This is a genomic window from Vibrio sinaloensis (assembly GCF_000808535.1).
Lineage (GTDB): Bacteria > Pseudomonadota > Gammaproteobacteria > Enterobacterales > Vibrionaceae > Vibrio > Vibrio sinaloensis_D.
The window spans coordinates 233,710-251,369 of sequence record NZ_JWLV01000048.1; the positions used below are offsets into that span (position 1 = coordinate 233,710).

13 protein-coding genes and 1 other annotated feature are annotated in these 17,660 nt (G+C 45.5%); of the genes, 5 read left to right on the top strand and 8 right to left on the bottom strand.

Annotated features, from left to right (window positions below):
* Positions 1–12: 12 nt before the first annotated feature.
* Positions 13–1,680: an energy-dependent translational throttle protein EttA gene (gene ettA, locus RJ47_RS19830; protein ID WP_039486401.1), complete on the bottom strand. Its 1,668-nt coding sequence runs from the start codon at positions 1,678–1,680 to the stop codon at positions 13–15.
* Between the two features lie 258 nt (positions 1,681–1,938).
* Here ettA and sltY point away from each other — a divergent pair, with 258 nt between their 5' ends.
* Together sltY and trpR are read left to right on the top strand one after the other, a co-directional pair.
* The gene (gene sltY / locus RJ47_RS19835; protein WP_039486403.1) at positions 1,939–3,894 is read left to right on the top strand and encodes a murein transglycosylase; all 1,956 of its coding nucleotides are present in this window, start codon (positions 1,939–1,941) and stop codon (positions 3,892–3,894) included.
* A gap of 16 nt (positions 3,895–3,910) precedes the next feature.
* The gene (trpR, locus tag RJ47_RS19840) at positions 3,911–4,210 is read left to right on the top strand and encodes a trp operon repressor (RefSeq protein ID WP_039486406.1); all 300 of its coding nucleotides are present in this window, start codon (positions 3,911–3,913) and stop codon (positions 4,208–4,210) included.
* Between the two features lie 36 nt (positions 4,211–4,246).
* Here trpR and yjjX read toward each other — a convergent pair whose 3' ends face one another.
* The 7 genes from yjjX to bamD form a co-directional block, all read right to left on the bottom strand.
* Positions 4,247–4,780: an inosine/xanthosine triphosphatase gene (yjjX, locus tag RJ47_RS19845; protein WP_039477912.1), complete on the bottom strand. Its 534-nt coding sequence runs from the start codon at positions 4,778–4,780 to the stop codon at positions 4,247–4,249.
* Entirely contained in the window at positions 4,746–7,094 is a 2,349-nt protein-coding gene (locus RJ47_RS19850) for a putative bifunctional diguanylate cyclase/phosphodiesterase (RefSeq protein ID WP_038137454.1), read from the bottom strand. Before RJ47_RS19850 ends, yjjX begins: the two co-directional genes overlap by 35 nt.
* Positions 7,078–8,121 carry a polyamine ABC transporter substrate-binding protein gene (locus RJ47_RS19855; protein ID WP_039486408.1) on the bottom strand — a complete coding sequence of 348 codons (1,044 nt, stop codon included), beginning with the start codon at positions 8,119–8,121 and terminating at the stop codon, positions 7,078–7,080. Before RJ47_RS19855 ends, RJ47_RS19850 begins: the two co-directional genes overlap by 17 nt.
* A gap of 161 nt (positions 8,122–8,282) precedes the next feature.
* The gene (gene pheA, locus RJ47_RS19860) at positions 8,283–9,461 is read right to left on the bottom strand and encodes a prephenate dehydratase (RefSeq protein WP_038137448.1); all 1,179 of its coding nucleotides are present in this window, start codon (positions 9,459–9,461) and stop codon (positions 8,283–8,285) included.
* A gap of 15 nt (positions 9,462–9,476) precedes the next feature.
* Positions 9,477–9,597: a sequence feature (Phe leader region), on the bottom strand.
* Between the two features lie 116 nt (positions 9,598–9,713).
* Positions 9,714–10,049, bottom strand: coding sequence for a ribosome hibernation-promoting factor, HPF/YfiA family (hpf, locus tag RJ47_RS19865; RefSeq protein ID WP_005475897.1), 336 nt, complete (start codon positions 10,047–10,049; stop codon positions 9,714–9,716).
* 343 nt (positions 10,050–10,392) lie between these two features.
* The gene (locus RJ47_RS19870) at positions 10,393–11,823 is read right to left on the bottom strand and encodes a lytic transglycosylase F (protein ID WP_039486410.1); all 1,431 of its coding nucleotides are present in this window, start codon (positions 11,821–11,823) and stop codon (positions 10,393–10,395) included.
* A 115-nt stretch (positions 11,824–11,938) separates the two neighbouring features.
* Positions 11,939–12,664 carry an outer membrane protein assembly factor BamD gene (gene bamD / locus RJ47_RS19875; RefSeq protein WP_039486412.1) on the bottom strand — a complete coding sequence of 242 codons (726 nt, stop codon included), beginning with the start codon at positions 12,662–12,664 and terminating at the stop codon, positions 11,939–11,941.
* 171 nt (positions 12,665–12,835) lie between these two features.
* On the opposite strand from bamD, the gene rluD reads away from it, so the two are divergent.
* The 3 genes from rluD (at position 12,836) to clpB (ending at position 17,241) form a co-directional block, all read left to right on the top strand.
* The gene (gene rluD, locus RJ47_RS19880) at positions 12,836–13,816 is read left to right on the top strand and encodes a 23S rRNA pseudouridine(1911/1915/1917) synthase RluD (RefSeq protein ID WP_039486413.1); all 981 of its coding nucleotides are present in this window, start codon (positions 12,836–12,838) and stop codon (positions 13,814–13,816) included.
* Between the two features lie 2 nt (positions 13,817–13,818).
* The gene (gene pgeF / locus RJ47_RS19885; RefSeq protein WP_039486416.1) at positions 13,819–14,547 is read left to right on the top strand and encodes a peptidoglycan editing factor PgeF; all 729 of its coding nucleotides are present in this window, start codon (positions 13,819–13,821) and stop codon (positions 14,545–14,547) included.
* A gap of 120 nt (positions 14,548–14,667) precedes the next feature.
* The gene (gene clpB / locus RJ47_RS19890; RefSeq protein ID WP_038137436.1) at positions 14,668–17,241 is read left to right on the top strand and encodes an ATP-dependent chaperone ClpB; all 2,574 of its coding nucleotides are present in this window, start codon (positions 14,668–14,670) and stop codon (positions 17,239–17,241) included.
* The last annotated feature ends 419 nt before the right edge of the window (positions 17,242–17,660 follow it).

The window sequence follows — 17,660 nt, forward strand, 5'->3', positions numbered from 1 at the left end:
GAGAGAGTAAAATTACTTCGCAATACGCTTGTACTTGATGCGATGCGGCTCTGCTGCTTCTGGACCTAAGGTCTTCTTCAGCCACTCCATGTACTCAGTATAGTTACCTTCGTAGAAGTTCACCTGACCTTCATCGCGGTAATCGATGATGTGCGTTGCGATACGGTCTAGGAACCAACGGTCGTGCGAGATAACCATGGCACAGCCAGGGAACTCGAGTAGCGCTTCTTCAAGTGCACGTAGCGTTTCAACGTCAAGATCGTTGGTTGGCTCATCGAGTAGCAGAACGTTACCGCCCGCTTTAAGTAGCTTAGCAAGGTGTACACGGTTGCGCTCACCACCAGAAAGCTCGCCGATTATCTTCTGTTGGTCCGAACCTTTAAAGTTAAAGCGTGAACAGTAAGCACGCGCCGGGATCTCGAAGTTGTTGATCTTGATGATGTCCGCGCCTTCAGAAATCTCTTGGTAAACCGTCTTCGAGTCATCCATTGAATCACGGAACTGATCCACAGACGCTAGCTTAACCGTGTCACCCATTTCGATTGTGCCCGTGTCAGGTTGCTCTGTACCGCTTAGCATCTTGAATAGTGTCGACTTACCCGCACCGTTGGCACCAATGATACCTACGATAGCACCTTTAGGAATGCTGAATGATAGATCATCAATCAGTACTCGGCCGTCAAATGACTTAGTGAGGTTATTCACTTCGATAACCTTGTCACCTAGGCGCTCACCTGGTGGAATGAACAGTTCGTTAGTCTCGTTACGTTTTTGACGATCACCGCTTTGCAGTTCTTCAAAACGAGCCATACGCGCTTTAGACTTAGACTGACGACCTTTCGGGTTTTGACGAACCCATTCAAGCTCTTTCTCGATGGTTTTTTGACGAGCTTTCTCTTGAGACGCTTCTTGTTGTAGACGCGCATCTTTTTGCTCTAGCCAAGAGGTGTAGTTACCTTGCCATGGAATACCTTCACCACGGTCAAGTTCGAGAATCCAACCCGCAGCGTTATCTAGGAAGTAACGGTCGTGGGTGATAGCAACAACAGTACCCGTGTAATCCACTAGGAAGCGCTCTAGCCAAGCAACAGATTCTGCATCCAAGTGGTTGGTTGGTTCGTCTAGAAGCAGCATGTCTGGCTTCGAAAGTAGTAGACGACAGATCGCAACACGGCGACGCTCACCACCGGATAGGTGCTCGATCTTTTGATCCCATTCTGGAAGACGGAGTGCGTCAGCAGCGCGCTCTAGTGCGTTTTCAAGGTTGTGACCTTCTTTCGCTTGGATAAGCGCTTCTAGTTCACCTTGTTCTTTCGCAAGCGCGTCGAAGTCAGCATCTGGTTCAGCGTATGCTGCGTATACTTCGTCAAGACGCTTCATTGCACCCGCAACGTCAGAAACCGCTTCTTCAACGATTTCACGAACAGTCTTAGATTCATCCAGTACTGGCTCCTGAGGTAGGTAACCTACATTTAGACCTGGTTGTGGACGTGCTTCACCATCAATATCGGTATCAATACCTGCCATGATGCGCAGTAGGGTAGATTTACCTGCACCGTTCAGACCCAAAACACCGATTTTAGCGCCAGGGAAGAAGCTCAGAGAGATGTCTTTAAGGATTTGTCGCTTTGGTGGCACAATTTTGCTCACACGCGACATGGTATATACGTATTCAGCCATTGCCGATCGTTCCTAACATTCAATTCACGTAAATGGCTATTTTATACCAAGATGAAGCGCTTTGTTACTCCCTGTGAGGTATCCCATCAAAATCCACTTTTCCTATTGATGCTTTGCTGACCAAATAGGCGTACAAAGCTAGGAAAAAGTCACAGTTGTGTGAATTTATTATTATTTACATCTGCGTCCTTTACAGGACTACGTAGAATAAGCATTAATTAAGAACTTAATTGACTATTCTCAACAGGAAGAGAATCTATGATGCTGACGTTTTCTAAGTCGCTGCATCGCATTCCTTCATCGTTACTTGCTCTAGTTTCGATGGTTTGCAGCGCAAGTTATGCCACTTCAGCACTGGCCACTGATTTAATAAAGCAGCGTGAGATATACGATCAGGCGCAACAAGCGTTAGACAAAAAAGATGTCGCTCACTACCAGAAACTTCGTCGACACATTACAGATTACCCACTCACACCCTACGTCGACTACCGTGCCTTTCTTATAGACCTTGGTGAGCGCTCACCCCAGGAGGTCAACAAGTTTATCGATGATTACCATGCTCTGCCATTCTCGGGGCGAATTCGGGCACCTTATATCGAACGTTTAGCGGCGCAAAAAGATTGGCGAAGGTTGCTTGAGTTTCAAACGACAGAGCCGCGAGGAGAAACTTACCAGTGCCACTATTACAATGCGCTTTATCAGCAAGGGCAGTTTGAGAAAGCGTACTCAGGTGCAGAAAAGCTGTGGCTCTCAGGGCACTCTATTTCAGACGCGTGCGATCCCCTATTTGAAGGTTGGAATAATGCCGGATTGAGAACTGACGAGCAGATATTGCAGCGCATGCAACTAGCATTTGAAGCGCGAAATGGGGCGATTCTGAACTACTTGAGTAAGCTGGTCACTGGGGCCGAAAAGAAGCAACAAGCGAAAGCAATGACGGAGTTGTTCCGTAAACCTGAAAGTGTCGTTGAGTTTGCGCGCAGTAATCCCGCTGAGAGCTTTTACCAACAGCAAACCATTCAAGCATTGAAGAAAGTCGCTAGAAAAGACATCGAGCTTGCTCAATCCATGTTTGATGATGTGGTCAAGGCGCAAAAGCTATCCGATAAACAGGCGCAAACGCTGGCGGATTACATGGCGTTTCGTTTGATTAATACGGATTCTGATGACTTAGCGCAGTGGCGAGATGGTCAGATTTCGGCATCAAAAAGCACGGTATTAATTGAACGACGCGTTCGGCTAGCGATTCAGCACCTTGACTGGCAAGGCGTCCAACGTTGGATTGATTTACTGCCGATCTCGAAGCAGCAGAGCTTGCGTTGGCAGTATTGGCTCGGTCGCAGTGAGATCGCGCTGGGAGAGCAATCTAAAGGTATGAATCGATTAGAACAACTGGTTGGTCAGCGAAACTTTTACAGCGTTGCTGCTGCGAAAGAAATTAAACGTTCCATTGATTACCCAGTTTCTACCGTCACGTTGGATAAGAGCCTGATTTCCCCCTTTGATGCTTCACTGGTGCGGATTGCCGAGTTGATTGAACGCGATAAAATTGCCGCGGCCAAAAGCGAGTGGCGTTGGTTGCTAAGACGAGCGAGCGAGCCGCAAAAAGAGATGCTCGCGGCTTATGCGTCTTACAAACGATGGCACCATTTAACGGTCACAGCGAGCATTGAAGCCAAAATGTGGGACAACGTTAAGATACGTTTCCCAATTGCTCATCGCTGGTGGTTTAATTTTTACGGCGAGAAACATAGTATCGACCCCATTACCTTGATGTCACTGGCTCGCCAAGAAAGTGGTATGGATGTCGAAGCTCGTTCTCCGGTGGGGGCTCGCGGTATCATGCAAATTATGCCTTCGACGGCAAAGTACACAGCTCGGAAGTATCAATTGAGCTATGGTGGTACGCAAGATTTGTACGAAGTTGGCAAGAACATCGAGATTGGCAGCCATTATTTGAAAGGCTTACTCGAACAGTACGATAACAATCGAATTTTTGCGCTCGCTGCGTATAATGCAGGACCACACAGAGTAAAAACTTGGCGAGAGCGTACTCAGGGCAAGCTAGATGCTTATGCCTTCATTGAAGCGATTCCATTCAAGGAAACACGCGGGTATGTGCAAAATATTTTGATGTTTGAAACCTACTATCGAGACTTGTTAGGTGAAGATGGTGCGTTCCTAAACCGAAATGAGATGACCGCTAAGTATTGATAGGTAACAAGAACAGATGGCAACTGAACCTGAGTATACAGACTGGCAGCAGATTCTAGATCTGGTCAAAAGCAGCAGTGAAGCGGAGCAGCATGAGATGTTGCTTACCATGCTATTAACGCCTGATGAGCGAGAGTCGTTGGTCGCTCGAGTCAATATTTTTCGCGAGCTACTAAAAGGGGAGTTATCTCAACGCCAAATCAGTCAAATGCTAGGTGTAGGGATTGCAACGATTACTCGCGGTTCCAATGAGTTAAAGTCCAAGTCCGAAGAGGACAAACAATTGTTAAGCCAAATACTTAAGCAAAAGTCTTAAAAAAAGGTGCCACGAGGCACCTTTTTCTATTTAGTGTCACAGGTTACTTGGAAAGTGTGTCGGGTTGGTAAAAGGAATCAGCGCTAAAATCAGTGCTTGGTGATAAACACTGCTGCGGGTTAACAGATCTTGTGTCAGCAGGCTGATCGCTCCGCCTTTTTGTTTGATGTTTTCCGTAGCAAAAACTTCATCCATCACATCACCCAGTTCATTGGCGTGGGCCAGCTTTTCCAGCACGAGTGGGGGCAGCATGAGACTTGCGGAGCGAGATTCGCCGCGGTGAGTGCTGGATTCTATCACCATCCATGCAAAGGTCATGTTGCATTCAATCCCAGCTTCAAGCCCGACGTAGAAATCGCCACCAGGAAACACGCTTTTGGCATTTCTCACGCGATTGCGTGCGCCTTCATAGGTTTCGTCGTTGCTCATCGGTTGGTCAGCAACCTCGCTAGGCACTTTTACTCCTGAGAATTCGAAGGTTTGTTGCGGGAAGGCGGCTTGAAATGCACTTTGTACGGCGTTGATTTTTGCTGGGTTAAGCGAAGCGACAATAACTTTCTTCACTGACATCTGTGTTTCCTTTCGACTTTTTGTTGTGCTGCCTCAGTTGCTCAATGGAGATTGGTGGAGACAGATAGTAGCCTTGCATGTAATCACATTGATTGTTCGCCAGCCACTGATGCATCTCTTTTGACTCAATCCCTTCGGCGGTCACAAGCATAGATTGAGAATGACAAAGGTCAACCAGTGGCTTCACCACCGTTTGGTTATTTGTCTTGGTCAGTGCTTCTAGGAACTCACGATCAAACTTAATTTTTTGCACTGGGTATTCAACCAGTTGGGTAATGGACGTGTAGCCAGAGCCAAAGTCATCAATAGTCAATTTAAAGCCCATCTGTGACAGCTCATACAACAAGAGATAACTTTGAGAGTCTGATGCGAACGTCTCTGTTATTTCAAAGTCGATAAGATCCGGACGAACTGAGTACCGTTCGGCCATGGTTTGAATATATTGCGCGAGCTGTAATGAATCTAGTTCAGCAGAGGACAAGTTAATCGATAATTGGACGGGCCAGTCGAAACAGTTCTGAATGGCTGAAAAGTCTTCAAAGGCTTGTTTTACTACCCAGCGGTCAATTGTGCCAAACAAACCAATTTGCTCGGAGATAGGAATAAATTCACTCGGATTGACCGTGCCTAGTTTGGGGGACTCCCAGCGAAGTAGCGCCTCTAGACCACGCACTTCTAACCCACTTCGATCAAAATAGGGTTGATAGAGCAATTGGAACTCCTGATCTAGGTTGCTTGAACGCAAAGCTCGCTCAACTTGAGAGCGGCGGCGGACGATTTGATCCAGTTCTTTAGAGTAGTGTGCGATTTGATTTTTACCCGCTCGTTTCGCTTGATACATCGCAGTATCAGCATGAGAGAGCAAGCTAGTAAGGTCTCGTCCATCTTCAGGGTATGAAGCGATGCCGATACTGGCGGTAATCGGAAAGTTGCCAAGTGGAGAGTTCGCGCTATTTTGAATCGGCTCTAACACCGCTCTCGCAATCTCAGGAGCGTAACTAGAATGCTGGTTTACTGACGAAATAAAGACAGCAAACTCATCGCCTGACAGCCTTGCAGCAAGGCATTTTACACTGTACTTCAATTCAAATTCGTTACAGCGCTGGCGAATGTGCTCTGCGAAATTGACCAGCAGTGAGTCGCCAATATGATGACCGTATTTGTCGTTGACGTATTTGAAGTTGTCGAGGTCAATGTAGAGGATCCAAGCGCGAGTATCGATTAACTTGTTGGCTATCGTTCTTTCCACAAACATTTGGAACTGATACCGATTGGCGAGTTGCGTGAGGTGATCGTTCTCTGCCATCGCTTTGGTTTTTTGATAACTCGAGTTGAGCTCTTTATACATGTCATAAAAGCGGACTGACAGGCGTCCAATTTCATTGTCTGCGGAGAGTTTTTCGATGTTTGAGCGTTTTTGCAATTCGACTTCTTGGAGTTGATGATCGAGTCTTGTTATCGGCTTAATTACGTGGCGATAGAGTAAAAACAACAAGATAAGAACGGTAGAAACGGCCGAAGCCCCAAACGCAAGTAAGAGCTTGTTTTCAATCTTGTTTAACTGCTCATTGAGTAAGTACTGAGCAGGATCCAACACCGCGTATAAGTTGGGTTTCAACTCAACCGATTGAGTGAGTCCTGATTTTTTGACGGGTTCTTGAGCGAAGAAGATACTGCTGTCGTTATCAAACTCCAAGATGTGTTTGAGTTGGTCAAAGTTATCGAGAGATAAAGAGACAACAACGAAAAATACTTGCTCTTTGTTATAGCTCAGTGGCGAGGTGAATGTGTCGTTGTCGAGCACATCATAACGAATCAGTATGCTTTGTCCCTGATAATTGTTGGCAAACCCGGTATGGGAGAGTTGCCCAGTTTGTTTGTATATGTGACGAATGTATTTGAGGACATTTTCATCAAGGGTGGCAAAGGGATCGGTTTGGTTGTCGGCGTAAAAACGAACGTGTTGGTCACTGTCTACGATGGCGACAGCAATGTTGTCTTGTTTGTTAGGTTGTAGGTTATCAATGGTTGTTTGCAGGTTTTCGATCAACCGCATCTCTCGGTAAGGGTTCTCCGGTTGACTAAAGTAGTGGCGAATAATATCGCTTTTAATCAGTGTCAGTGAGTAGCTGTTAATCAGGGAGACCGATTGGCGAAAATGGCCAGCAAGTTTCTCCATCGTGAGCTGCAAGTAACTGTTTTCACGCTTAATGAGCGTGTCTTTCTGGTTTACGTAAATACTATAGCTCGACATTGCTGCGCTGAGCATAACAACAGGGGCAACCAAAAGCAGAACTCTAGTACTGAGCTTCATGATTCTTAACTATTTGATTAATGATTTTCGTTCTTAGGCTTATGTTTGCTGCAGAAAGCATACTGTCTATGTAACTGTTTTTAAGTTGTTCTGGGCTTGGGAACAATGATGCATCATTTTTGTACCAATCAGGCATCAGTTTTAATGCACTTAAATTGGGCGTTGCAGCTTTAATATCTGTTGCATTCATTGCAGCAATTGTGGGATCGGACAAATAGTTAAGAAAGGCTTTTGCTGCCTTTTTATTACTCGAGTGACTGCTAATCGCTAAACAGTCTAGCCATATATAAATTTCCCCTTCCGGCAGAACAAACTCCCACGCGTCACGACCAAATGAACGATTGAGTGAATACTGATCGCCGCTGTAGGCAAGGGCCAATTGAAGCTTGTCAGAGTTTTCTTGGCTTCGGATGTAGCTCAGTATGTATTCAAACGTGAGGACTTGCTGGCTGAATGTCTTGAGGGCAGGGTAGGCTTGTCTGATTTCTTCGCGGCTTTCAGTTGTTGGTGATAAACCTAAGCTGTAAAACAAGGGTAAGAATGATTCAACGGTATCGTTGATCATCCCTATTCGACCTTTGAGTTCCTCGCTGGGCTCGACAAACTCTTTCCATGTAGTGGGTGGGTTCTCGATGCGATCTTTTCGGTAAGCAATACCCACAGTGCCCCAAAAATAGGGAACCGCATAATCGCCACACGCTTGGTTCCACTTATTGTCGTTATGGGCTCGATTGGGAAGGTCAGTGATACGCTCGAAACTGCCTAAGTTGCCATAGATGTTTGCTGAAACGTTGTCTAGAACCACAATATCAAATGGCAACTGAATGCTTTTCATCATTAATAGACTGCGTTCATCGTCATTATCAAAGTGGGATAACTGCAGCGGCGTTTCATGTGTTTCTTGCCAGTCATTAATGACTTTGGGGGATAGGGTATCCTCCCATAAATAGATATTGAGTGGTGTTGGCGTCGCGATGGCACTGTTGGTCCAACATGCGAGGAGAAATATAGAGATGAGCGCTCTCATACTAACGAGTAAATAGCCTTACATTGAGGGTTGGTTGTTTGCTATGGCGTCAGTATGTAGTGCTGACACTGTATAAATATGCAACTTAGCTTCTGAATACTAAGAAGTTTTATAAACAGTGTCAGCTTAGATATGAAATAATTTGAGCTAGGTAGAGATATTTACTGCAACTTAACTTGTGTCGGTTTCACATTTTCCGATGGGTAACAACCCAGAACTTTCAGGTGTTTTGTGATCTTAGTCAGTTCATTGAGGGCGCTCTGCATTTCATCGGAGTCTAAATGTGAAGCGAGATCAACATAAAACATCTCTTCCCAAGGATTGCCCATGATTGGGCGGGATTCGAGTTTGGTCATGTTGATGCCGTAGCGCTGCAGCACCAGTAAAGTCTCGACTAAGGAGCCTGCTTCTTGTGATGTTGACATAATTAGTGTCGTCTTGGCTGGAATTTGTGCCGAGACTTCCACAGGCTTGCGAGCGACAACAATGAATCGGGTATGATTTTCAGTTTGATTGGCGATATTACTTTGAATCGGTTGAAGACCATAGAGCTTACCACTTGAGGCGTTACCAATCGCGGCAACGTCGCTACGGTTCATCTCTTGCACTTTCTGCATTGCATCTGCTGTGCTGGCACAAGACTCTAATTGCACGCCTTTTAGTTTACCCAAAAATTCACTGCATTGCTGGTGGGGCTGTGGGTGAGAGTAAAGTGTTTTGAGTTCTTCCAAACGAATATCTGATGTGGCCACCAAGCAATGTTCAATGGGAAGCGTCAACTCGCCAACAATGTAGAGTGTGGTGTGTTGAAGTAGATCATAGACTTCATTAATTGAACCTGAGCTGGTGTTCTCAATAGGTAGCACACCGTAGTCCGCATGACCTGACTCCACGGTATTGGCGACTTCTTTAAAGTGCTCGCAATTGAGCTCAATGAGTTCCGTATTTTTCCGGCTGAAATACTCACGACTTGCAAGGTGTGAGTATGAGCCTTTGGCGCCAAGGAAAGCGACTCGAGCAAGTGGTTTTCGGCTAAGTTCAGGGTTAGCAAGATTTTGTAGATACGACTGTTGCAGTAGGACTGAGTCTTCAATGATGGTGTGGAAAAGTTTCGTGATGTATTGAGCATCTAACTCATACTTGTCTTTGCCTGCATTAATGAGTTTGACAAGAAGCTGTTGCTCTCGGCTAGCATCGCGCACGGGCTTAGATGTTTGAACTTTACTCTTCGCGACTTCAATACTCATTTTTCTACGCTCAGATAGTAAATGCAGTAATTGATCGTCAAGCTCATTTAGTCTTAATCGGATCTCTTCGAGCGAGTATTTTTGTTCAGTCATCCTGTATTCCTTAAAAATAAAAAAGCCTCCCAGTGGGAGGCTTCCTGTTCGTTTTTGACTTATCTTCCGCAAACGAGGCTGCCTCCAAATTTAGTGGAGAAAAAAGAAGTCAAAAAAGAACAGGTTGTTTGTTTGCATAAATCACTACTAATCGTGGGAACCGTAAACACAATAAGCAACCACCAGTGGAGCGTCAAGCAAAAAAATAGCGCCTTTCGGCGCTATTTTTTGAATCCTCTTAGTGCAGTAAACCTATTCCGCTTCTAGCTCAGTTTCTTCTAGCTCTGGCTTCTCAGTGCGGCGAGCTTCTGGTTTGTGGCGTAGTTTGTTTAGCTGACGTTCTAGTTTCTGTTCTACCTCATTAACGGCAGCGTATAAATCTTCGTGTGTTGCAGATGCAACCAGTTGGCCTTTTGGTACCGTGATGACAGCTTCAAACTTCATCTGTTTGTTTGGCTCCTCACTGAAGCTTGTTTGGCAACCAATAATGTCTACTTGCCATTTTTCCAACTTTTTAAATTTGCTCTCAATATGAGTGCGGATTGCAGAGGTGATGTCGATATTTTTACCAGTGATGTTTACTTTCATAGATGTTTTCCTCTGTGTCATCCCTCATGGGTTGAGTTCAGATTACCGCTCATGGATAAAAATAATGTGACATAAATCACCTTTTGGTTGCTATTTTTCAACACCCAAAACAAACGTGATCCATCTCAAAGAGTGCATCGATGTCACTACGAAAAAGCTTGTGTAAGAATGAAATCTCATTAGATTGGGAGAGGTAAGACACTAAAAATCATTCGTTTTTTAGCGCATTCTTTCGATTCAACAAAAGCCTTGGTTAAACTTTAACCCAACCAAAAGTGTGAATGTTCTTCCACTTTTTCTCACGTTCTATCCCAATGCCTTCTTAGTGGCTCCTTGTGTTCGGCTATCGCCAAAAATCTATTTTGATGGCGTTTGACGCAGATTGACTCTCGCGTAGCGTTTTCAATGCTTCTAATTGCTTATAAATAATGAAGTAGCGGTTGATGTTAGCAACGTAGTGCACGGGCTCTCTACCAATATGCCGTCTAGCCATGATTTCGACATTCTTAAACCACTTGTTTGGATCGTAGCCTTGCTGGGAAGCCAGTCGGCGAACGCGTCTGATGTTAGCAGGGCCGGCGTTATATGCAGCGAGTGCAAAGTAAACCTGGTTGTCTGGACTGATTTTATCATCACTAAAGTATCGGTCTTTTAGGAAGCGCATATATTTCACGCCCGCGTGGATATTATTGTCGACTTTGTAAATGTCGGGAATATTCACGTTAGGGTCTTTGGCCGTGCTAGGAAGGACTTGCATAACGCCTACAGCGCCTTTGTGTGACACTTTACTTTGGTCTAACCCTGATTCTTGGAATCCTTGGGCTGAAATCATCATGGGATCAAAATCGTATTGGTCGGAGTAGAGAGAAAAAATCCCCGACAGTGCTTCTAATCGGTTGATATGGTTTGGGTTAAGGATTTTTCTCAGCCACTGAGTGTTGTCTAGATACTTGCTGTAAATAACGTTGCCGAGCAAAGTGCCTGATCGGGAAGTCTTCAAATATTGATTTACAAAGGTTTGCAGCTGCGGGCTGTTTTTTCTCATTGCCCAAGCAATTTCTCCATTTATTCTTAGGGGGACTAAGTCATGTACCTGAATATTGTCCATGACTTTGAGCCAGAGCTCTGTTTTGTGGCTGTCTAAGATAGTCGCGCTGATATGGCCTTGATTGACGAGTTCGACCAACTCAAGATCCTGCAGTGTTTCTTCGACAAACCGAACAATCACGGGAGGAAGGCCGAGACTATCTAGCTGGTGGTTCAGTTGCTGAAGACTTTCAAAGTAGCTGGAACTTGCGCGAACCCAAACCTCTTTACCGCTAAGTTGTTCGATGTTTTCTATCGAAGCAACGGATTGGTCAGTGACGATCAGCTCTTTGACCCCCTTTAATACGGGTAAGCTGAAATCGATAGAATTAAGGCGTGCGGGCGTTATCGTTAGGTTAGCCACAATCAGATCGCCGTACCCTTGTACTAATGAAGGAATCAGCTCATCACGATGTACGGGAATGATTTGTAGATTGAAATAGGAAGAGCGTTGTTTGAGCTGTTTTTCGAAATGGTAGAGGAGTTCCGCGAGGATGCCTTTCGGTCTGCCATCTTCGATGTAGTAAAAACCTAGATCGGCAGCGACCAGAACACGAATGACGCCTTTTTTCTCTAGAGCTGGCAAGTCTCCCAAGTAAGGCTCTTTTTGCAAAGGAGAGAGAGAAAGAGCAAAACAGCGGGATATAGAGAGTGACAAAATAATAAGACTTAATACAACTTTGAACATTCATTAACCTCTTAACTTCATTGGTTAAAAATAGGTCCAAGGATTGATTTGAGCCAAGAAAGTGCATAAAAAAACCGCTCCAAATGTGAAGCGGTTCTGATTAATTAATCACCAATTAAATTGGGTTGAGCTTTATCAACTCTTCCGTACGTTTGATCGCATCTTCTAAACCAAGCCGCTTGTAGGCTTCCAGCTGTATCTTCAATGACTTGCGAGCCGCTACCGTATCTGGATAGGTTTTTTGTAGTTCTTGCGTACGGTTGATTGCCGCAATCCAAGCCTCTCGGCGAAGATAAAAATCTGCGGTAGCCAAATCGTATTCAGCTAGACGGTTCTTTAGCGCGAGCATTCGTTTTTGCGAATCTTCTGCGTATAGGCTAGTCGGGTAGCGTTCAAGTAGGCGCTTGAAATCAGCAAACGCTTTTTTCACCGGTTCAGGGTCGCGGTCGCTACGATCAACATTGAACAAATCGTGCATAAAGTTGCGATCTTGCGCCATGTGTGTCAGCCCGCGCATATACAAAACCCAGTCGAGCTTTTCATGGGTTGGGTTTAGGCGGGTAAAGCGTTCAATGGTTGCCAGCCCTAAAGCTAAGTCGTCATTTTTGTAGTAGGCGTAAATCAAATCCAGCTGAACTTGCTCTGAGTACGCGCCAAATGGGTAACGAGAGTCCAAGGCTTCAAGCTGACTGATGGCCGAAAGCCAGTTACCACTTTGAAGCGAAACCTGGGCTTCTGAATACAGCTCAGATGGTGGCACGTCTGGCACGATCTCTTCGCTGCTTGAGCAGCCAACCAGTACAGATAGTGCCAACAAGCCAGATAAAGTATGCTTTTTCATATCAGGATTCGATTCCTTGAGATAAATATTTCTGCTCTTCCGTTACTTTCTGGGCAGTAACGGATACAATGTCCAATTATACCCGATCAACTCGAGTGAATGAGTTGTGGTGAGTAGTCTATTTTTCCACAGTAGTGACAATTAGTCTCACAGTTTTTAAAAAAGTTCGATATGGCTCAGCAGATTGAATTAACCAATACAGTACAAGATAGCCAACTGGGTCAACGCCTGGATCAAGCTATCGCCGAATTATTCGCCGATTTTTCGCGCTCTCGACTAAAAGAATGGTTGTTGGCGGGGAAAGTCCAAGTCAACGGTGAAGTTGTAACCAAACCTCGCACCAAAGTGATGGGCGGGGAGGAAATCATTCTGCAAGCGGAACTTGAAGATGAAGAGCGCTGGGAAGCGCAAGATATTCCTCTTGATATCGTCTATGAAGATGACGATATTTTGGTGATTAACAAACCGCGTGGTTTTGTTGTTCATCCAGGTGCGGGCACGCCAGATGGCACCGTCCTTAATGCGTTGTTGCATCATTACCCAAACATAGCCGAAGTGCCTCGTGCAGGTATCGTCCATCGTTTAGATAAAGATACTACCGGCTTAATGGTTGTGGCGAAAACCGTCCCTGCGCAAACTCGTCTGGTACGTGCTTTGCAGAAAAAACGCAATTTTGTCCGTGAGTATGAAGCCATCGCGATTGGCCGCATGACAGCGGGTGGTCGAATTGAACAGCCGATCGGTCGTCATTCGACTAAACGTACTTTGATGGCGGTTAGCCCCATGGGTAAACCAGCGGTGACGCATTACCGTGTTGCGGAGCACTTCCGCGAACATACGCGCATCCGCCTTCGCTTGGAAACGGGTCGTACTCACCAAATTCGTGTTCACATGTCCTATCTTCAGCATCCTCTATTAGGGGATAGTGCGTATGGTGGCCGAGCGCGTATTCCTAGTGGCGCAACTGAAGAACTGGCGGAAAAAATCCGCAGTTTTGACCGTCAAGCGCTGCACGCGGTGATGCTGAAATTTGAACACCCTATTACCGGTGAAGAAGTCGAATTCCATGCTCCTGTTCCTGATGATATGGTCGAAATGGCGGAAGCGCTGCGTCAAGATACTCAAGAACACGGTTTACAAGACGAGTTCTAGCTATGGAAATGATTATCCCCAACTGGCCTGCGCCCCAAAATATCAAAGCGTTTGCTTCAACTCGAAATGGAGGCTGCTCACAGGCGCCTTATAACGGCTTAAACCTCGGGGCTCACGTTGGGGATGATGATAAAACAGTTCAGCAAAATAGAGCATTGCTGGCAGAGTTTGCCAAAATGCCATCGGCACCTGTTTGGCTTAACCAGACACACTCGACAGTGGTCACTGAGGTGAGCCAGCCCACAGGTGAAGTGTTAAATGCTGATGGCCTGTTTACCCAAAACTCAGGTATTGTCTGTTCTGCGATGACCGCGGATTGCTTGCCAGTTTTATTAACTAATACAGATGGCACTCAAGTCGCGGCGGTTCATGCTGGTTGGCGTGGTTTGGCCAATGGCATTGTCGAAAATGCGCTTCTTCATTTTGAAGGGGAAGTCATGGCTTGGATTGGGCCTGCTATTGGTAAAAGTGCATTTGAAGTTGGCGAAGATGTGTTAAATGCGTTTTGCTCTTTTGATCCTCAAGCTAAACTCGCTTTTCAAGACAAAGGTAGCTCAGGTAAATATCTGGCTGATATGAACCTTCTTGTTACACAGAGGCTTAATAAATCAGGCGTTACGCAAGTCTATTACAGTGACCTGTGTACCTATCAAAACCCAGAGCAGTTTTACTCATATCGCCGTGACGGTGTGACCGGACGCCAAGCGACGTTTATTTGGATTGAATCCTAGTTCATTTCCACATCAGATAAGGTGATTTTATCTTATCTCCTCCCTTGAAAATCTGACATCGCGTAGCCATCTTTCATACTGATTATAGAATTCTTCTCAGTTGAGGTTAGGAAGGTAGATATGCGTCTTGACAGATTCACAAGTAAATTTCAAATCGCGATATCTGACGCTCAATCGTTGGCGTTGGGCCGCGATCATCAATACATAGAGCCAGTTCATTTAATGGTGGCACTGATGGATCAGGATGGTAGTCCGATTCGTCCCCTGTTAACGATGCTCAATGTAGACATCACGCAGCTACGCTCAAAGCTTAGCGAGATCTTAGATCGATTGCCTAAAGTCAGTGGCATTGGGGGAGACGTTCAACTCTCTAGTGCGATGGGGACCATGTTCAACTTGTGTGACAAGGTTGCCCAAAAGCGTCAAGACGCCTACATCTCTTCTGAAATTTTCCTACTTGCGGCAATTGAAGATCGCGGTCCGTTAGGAGCATTGCTAAAAGAGCAAGGTCTAACGGAAGATAAAATCAGCGAAGCGATTGATAAAGTGCGGGGAGGTCAAAAGGTTAATGACCAAAACGCAGAAGAGCTACGTCAGGCGTTAGAGAAGTTTACGATTGACCTGACTGAACGGGCTGAACAAGGCAAACTGGATCCGGTGATTGGTCGTGATGATGAAATTCGCAGAACTATCCAAGTACTGCAGCGTCGCACCAAAAACAATCCAGTAATCATTGGTGAGCCTGGGGTTGGTAAAACGGCCATTGTAGAGGGTTTAGCGCAGCGTATCGTGAACAATGAAGTGCCAGAAGGGCTTCGCGGACGTCGAGTGCTCTCTTTAGATATGGGCGCGCTGGTGGCTGGTGCTAAGTACCGTGGTGAGTTTGAGGAGCGCTTAAAATCGGTCTTGAACGAACTCTCTAAAGAAGAGGGCAATATTATCCTCTTTATTGATGAGATTCATACCATGGTCGGCGCGGGTAAAGGCGAAGGCTCTATGGATGCCGGTAATATGTTGAAGCCCGCTTTGGCGCGCGGAGAACTGCATTGCGTTGGTGCAACAACTTTGGATGAATACCGTCAGTACATAGAGAAAGATCCGGCGTTAGAGCGCCGCTTTCAAAAAGTAATTGTCGATGAGCCAACCGTTGAAGATACGGTCGCGATCTTACGTGGTCTCAAGGAGCGTTATGAACTGCATCATCATGTTGAAATAACCGATCCGGCCATCGTAGCTGCGGCAAGTTTGTCACATCGCTATGTGTCAGATAGACAGTTACCTGATAAAGCCATCGACCTGATCGATGAGGCGGCTTCGAGTATTCGTATGCAAATTGACTCCAAGCCTGAAGCGCTAGACAAACTCGAACGGAAAATCATCCAACTTAAGATTGAGCAACAGGCGTTAACGAACGAGCATGACGACGCCAGTGAAAAACGCCTCAACATACTCAATGAAGAACTTGCAGAGAAAGAACGCGAGTTTGCGGAGTTAGATGAGGTCTGGAATGCAGAGAAAGCAGCGTTGTCAGGTACTCAGCATATCAAGTCTGAGCTAGAACAAGCTCGCTTAGATATGGAGTTCGCGCGCCGTGCGGGTGATCTCAATCGAATGTCTGAACTTCAATATGGGCGTATTCCCGAACTTGAAAAGCAACTCGATCTGGCAACACAGGCTGAGATGCAAGAAATGACCTTGCTCCGTAACAAGGTAACAGACAACGAGATTGCAGAAGTACTCTCAAAACAAACGGGTATTCCTGTTTCAAAAATGCTTGAAGCGGAAAAAGAGAAACTGCTTCAGATGGAGGAAGTTCTCCACAAGCGTGTTATTGGTCAAACGGAAGCCGTAGAAGTGGTTTCCGATGCAATTCGCCGTAGTCGAGCTGGCTTGTCGGATCCCAATAAGCCAATTGGCTCCTTTCTATTCCTAGGGCCAACTGGCGTGGGTAAAACAGAGCTTTGCAAAACACTGGCTCACTTTATGTTTGACAGTGAAGATGCGATGGTTCGTATCGACATGTCTGAGTTTATGGAGAAGCATTCCGTCGCGAGACTCGTTGGTGCGCCTCCGGGTTATGTGGGTTATGAGGAAGGTGGTTACCTCACAGAGGCAGTTCGCCGGAAACCTTATTCGGTAATATTGCTTGATGAAGTAGAGAAGGCACATCCAGATGTTTTCAATATTTTACTGCAGGTGCTTGATGATGGTCGACTAACCGATGGTCAAGGGCGAACTGTTGATTTTCGAAATACGGTTGTGATCATGACATCAAACCTCGGGTCTGCACGTATCCAAGAAAACTTTGGAGCGGTTGATTATGAGGGAATGAAAGAGCAAGTGATGGAGGTGGTAAGCAAGCACTTCAGACCTGAGTTCTTAAACCGCGTCGATGAAAGTGTCGTCTTCCACCCATTGGCTCAAGAGCATATTAAATCGATAGCGTCCATTCAGTTGAAACGTTTGTCGGATAGGATGGAAGACAAAGGCTACGTACTTGAAGTCTCGGATAAGGCTCTTGATCTGATTGCGCAAGTTGGGTTTGATCCCGTGTTTGGAGCACGACCTTTAAAACGTGCAATTCAACAGAGTGTAGAAAACCCACTTGCTAAAGCGATATTAGCGGGCAGAGTTATCCCTGAGAAACCGGTAAAACTCTTGGTTAACAATGACCAGATCATCGCGCATCAGTAGTTATGTTTTATTTAAAGGGCCTTTTAAGGCCCTTTTTGTTTGAGTTTTGCGCGCTTTGTGTGAAATGTATGCGAACGATTCAATGGTTGGTGTTTTTTTGCATTTAGGGCTTGTGCTTGTCAGATAACTCCCTATAATGCGCCTCCGTTGTCACGGGAAACCTGATTAACAAACGGCTTGAAAGTGAAGTTAGTAACTTTCAGAGAAGTAACGAAAAAAGTGTTTGACACTTAAAGTTATATCGATAGAATGGCCGTCCGCTTTGAGAGAAAGCTCAAAGCAAAGCTCTTTAACAATATAAACCTATCAATCTGTGTGGGCACTCGTTGATGATAATCCAATTAGAAACTTCGGTTTCAAATTAGGTTTCAATGAAACGAAGTGACCATTGAGTCTTCGGACTCAGCACAGTCAATTCA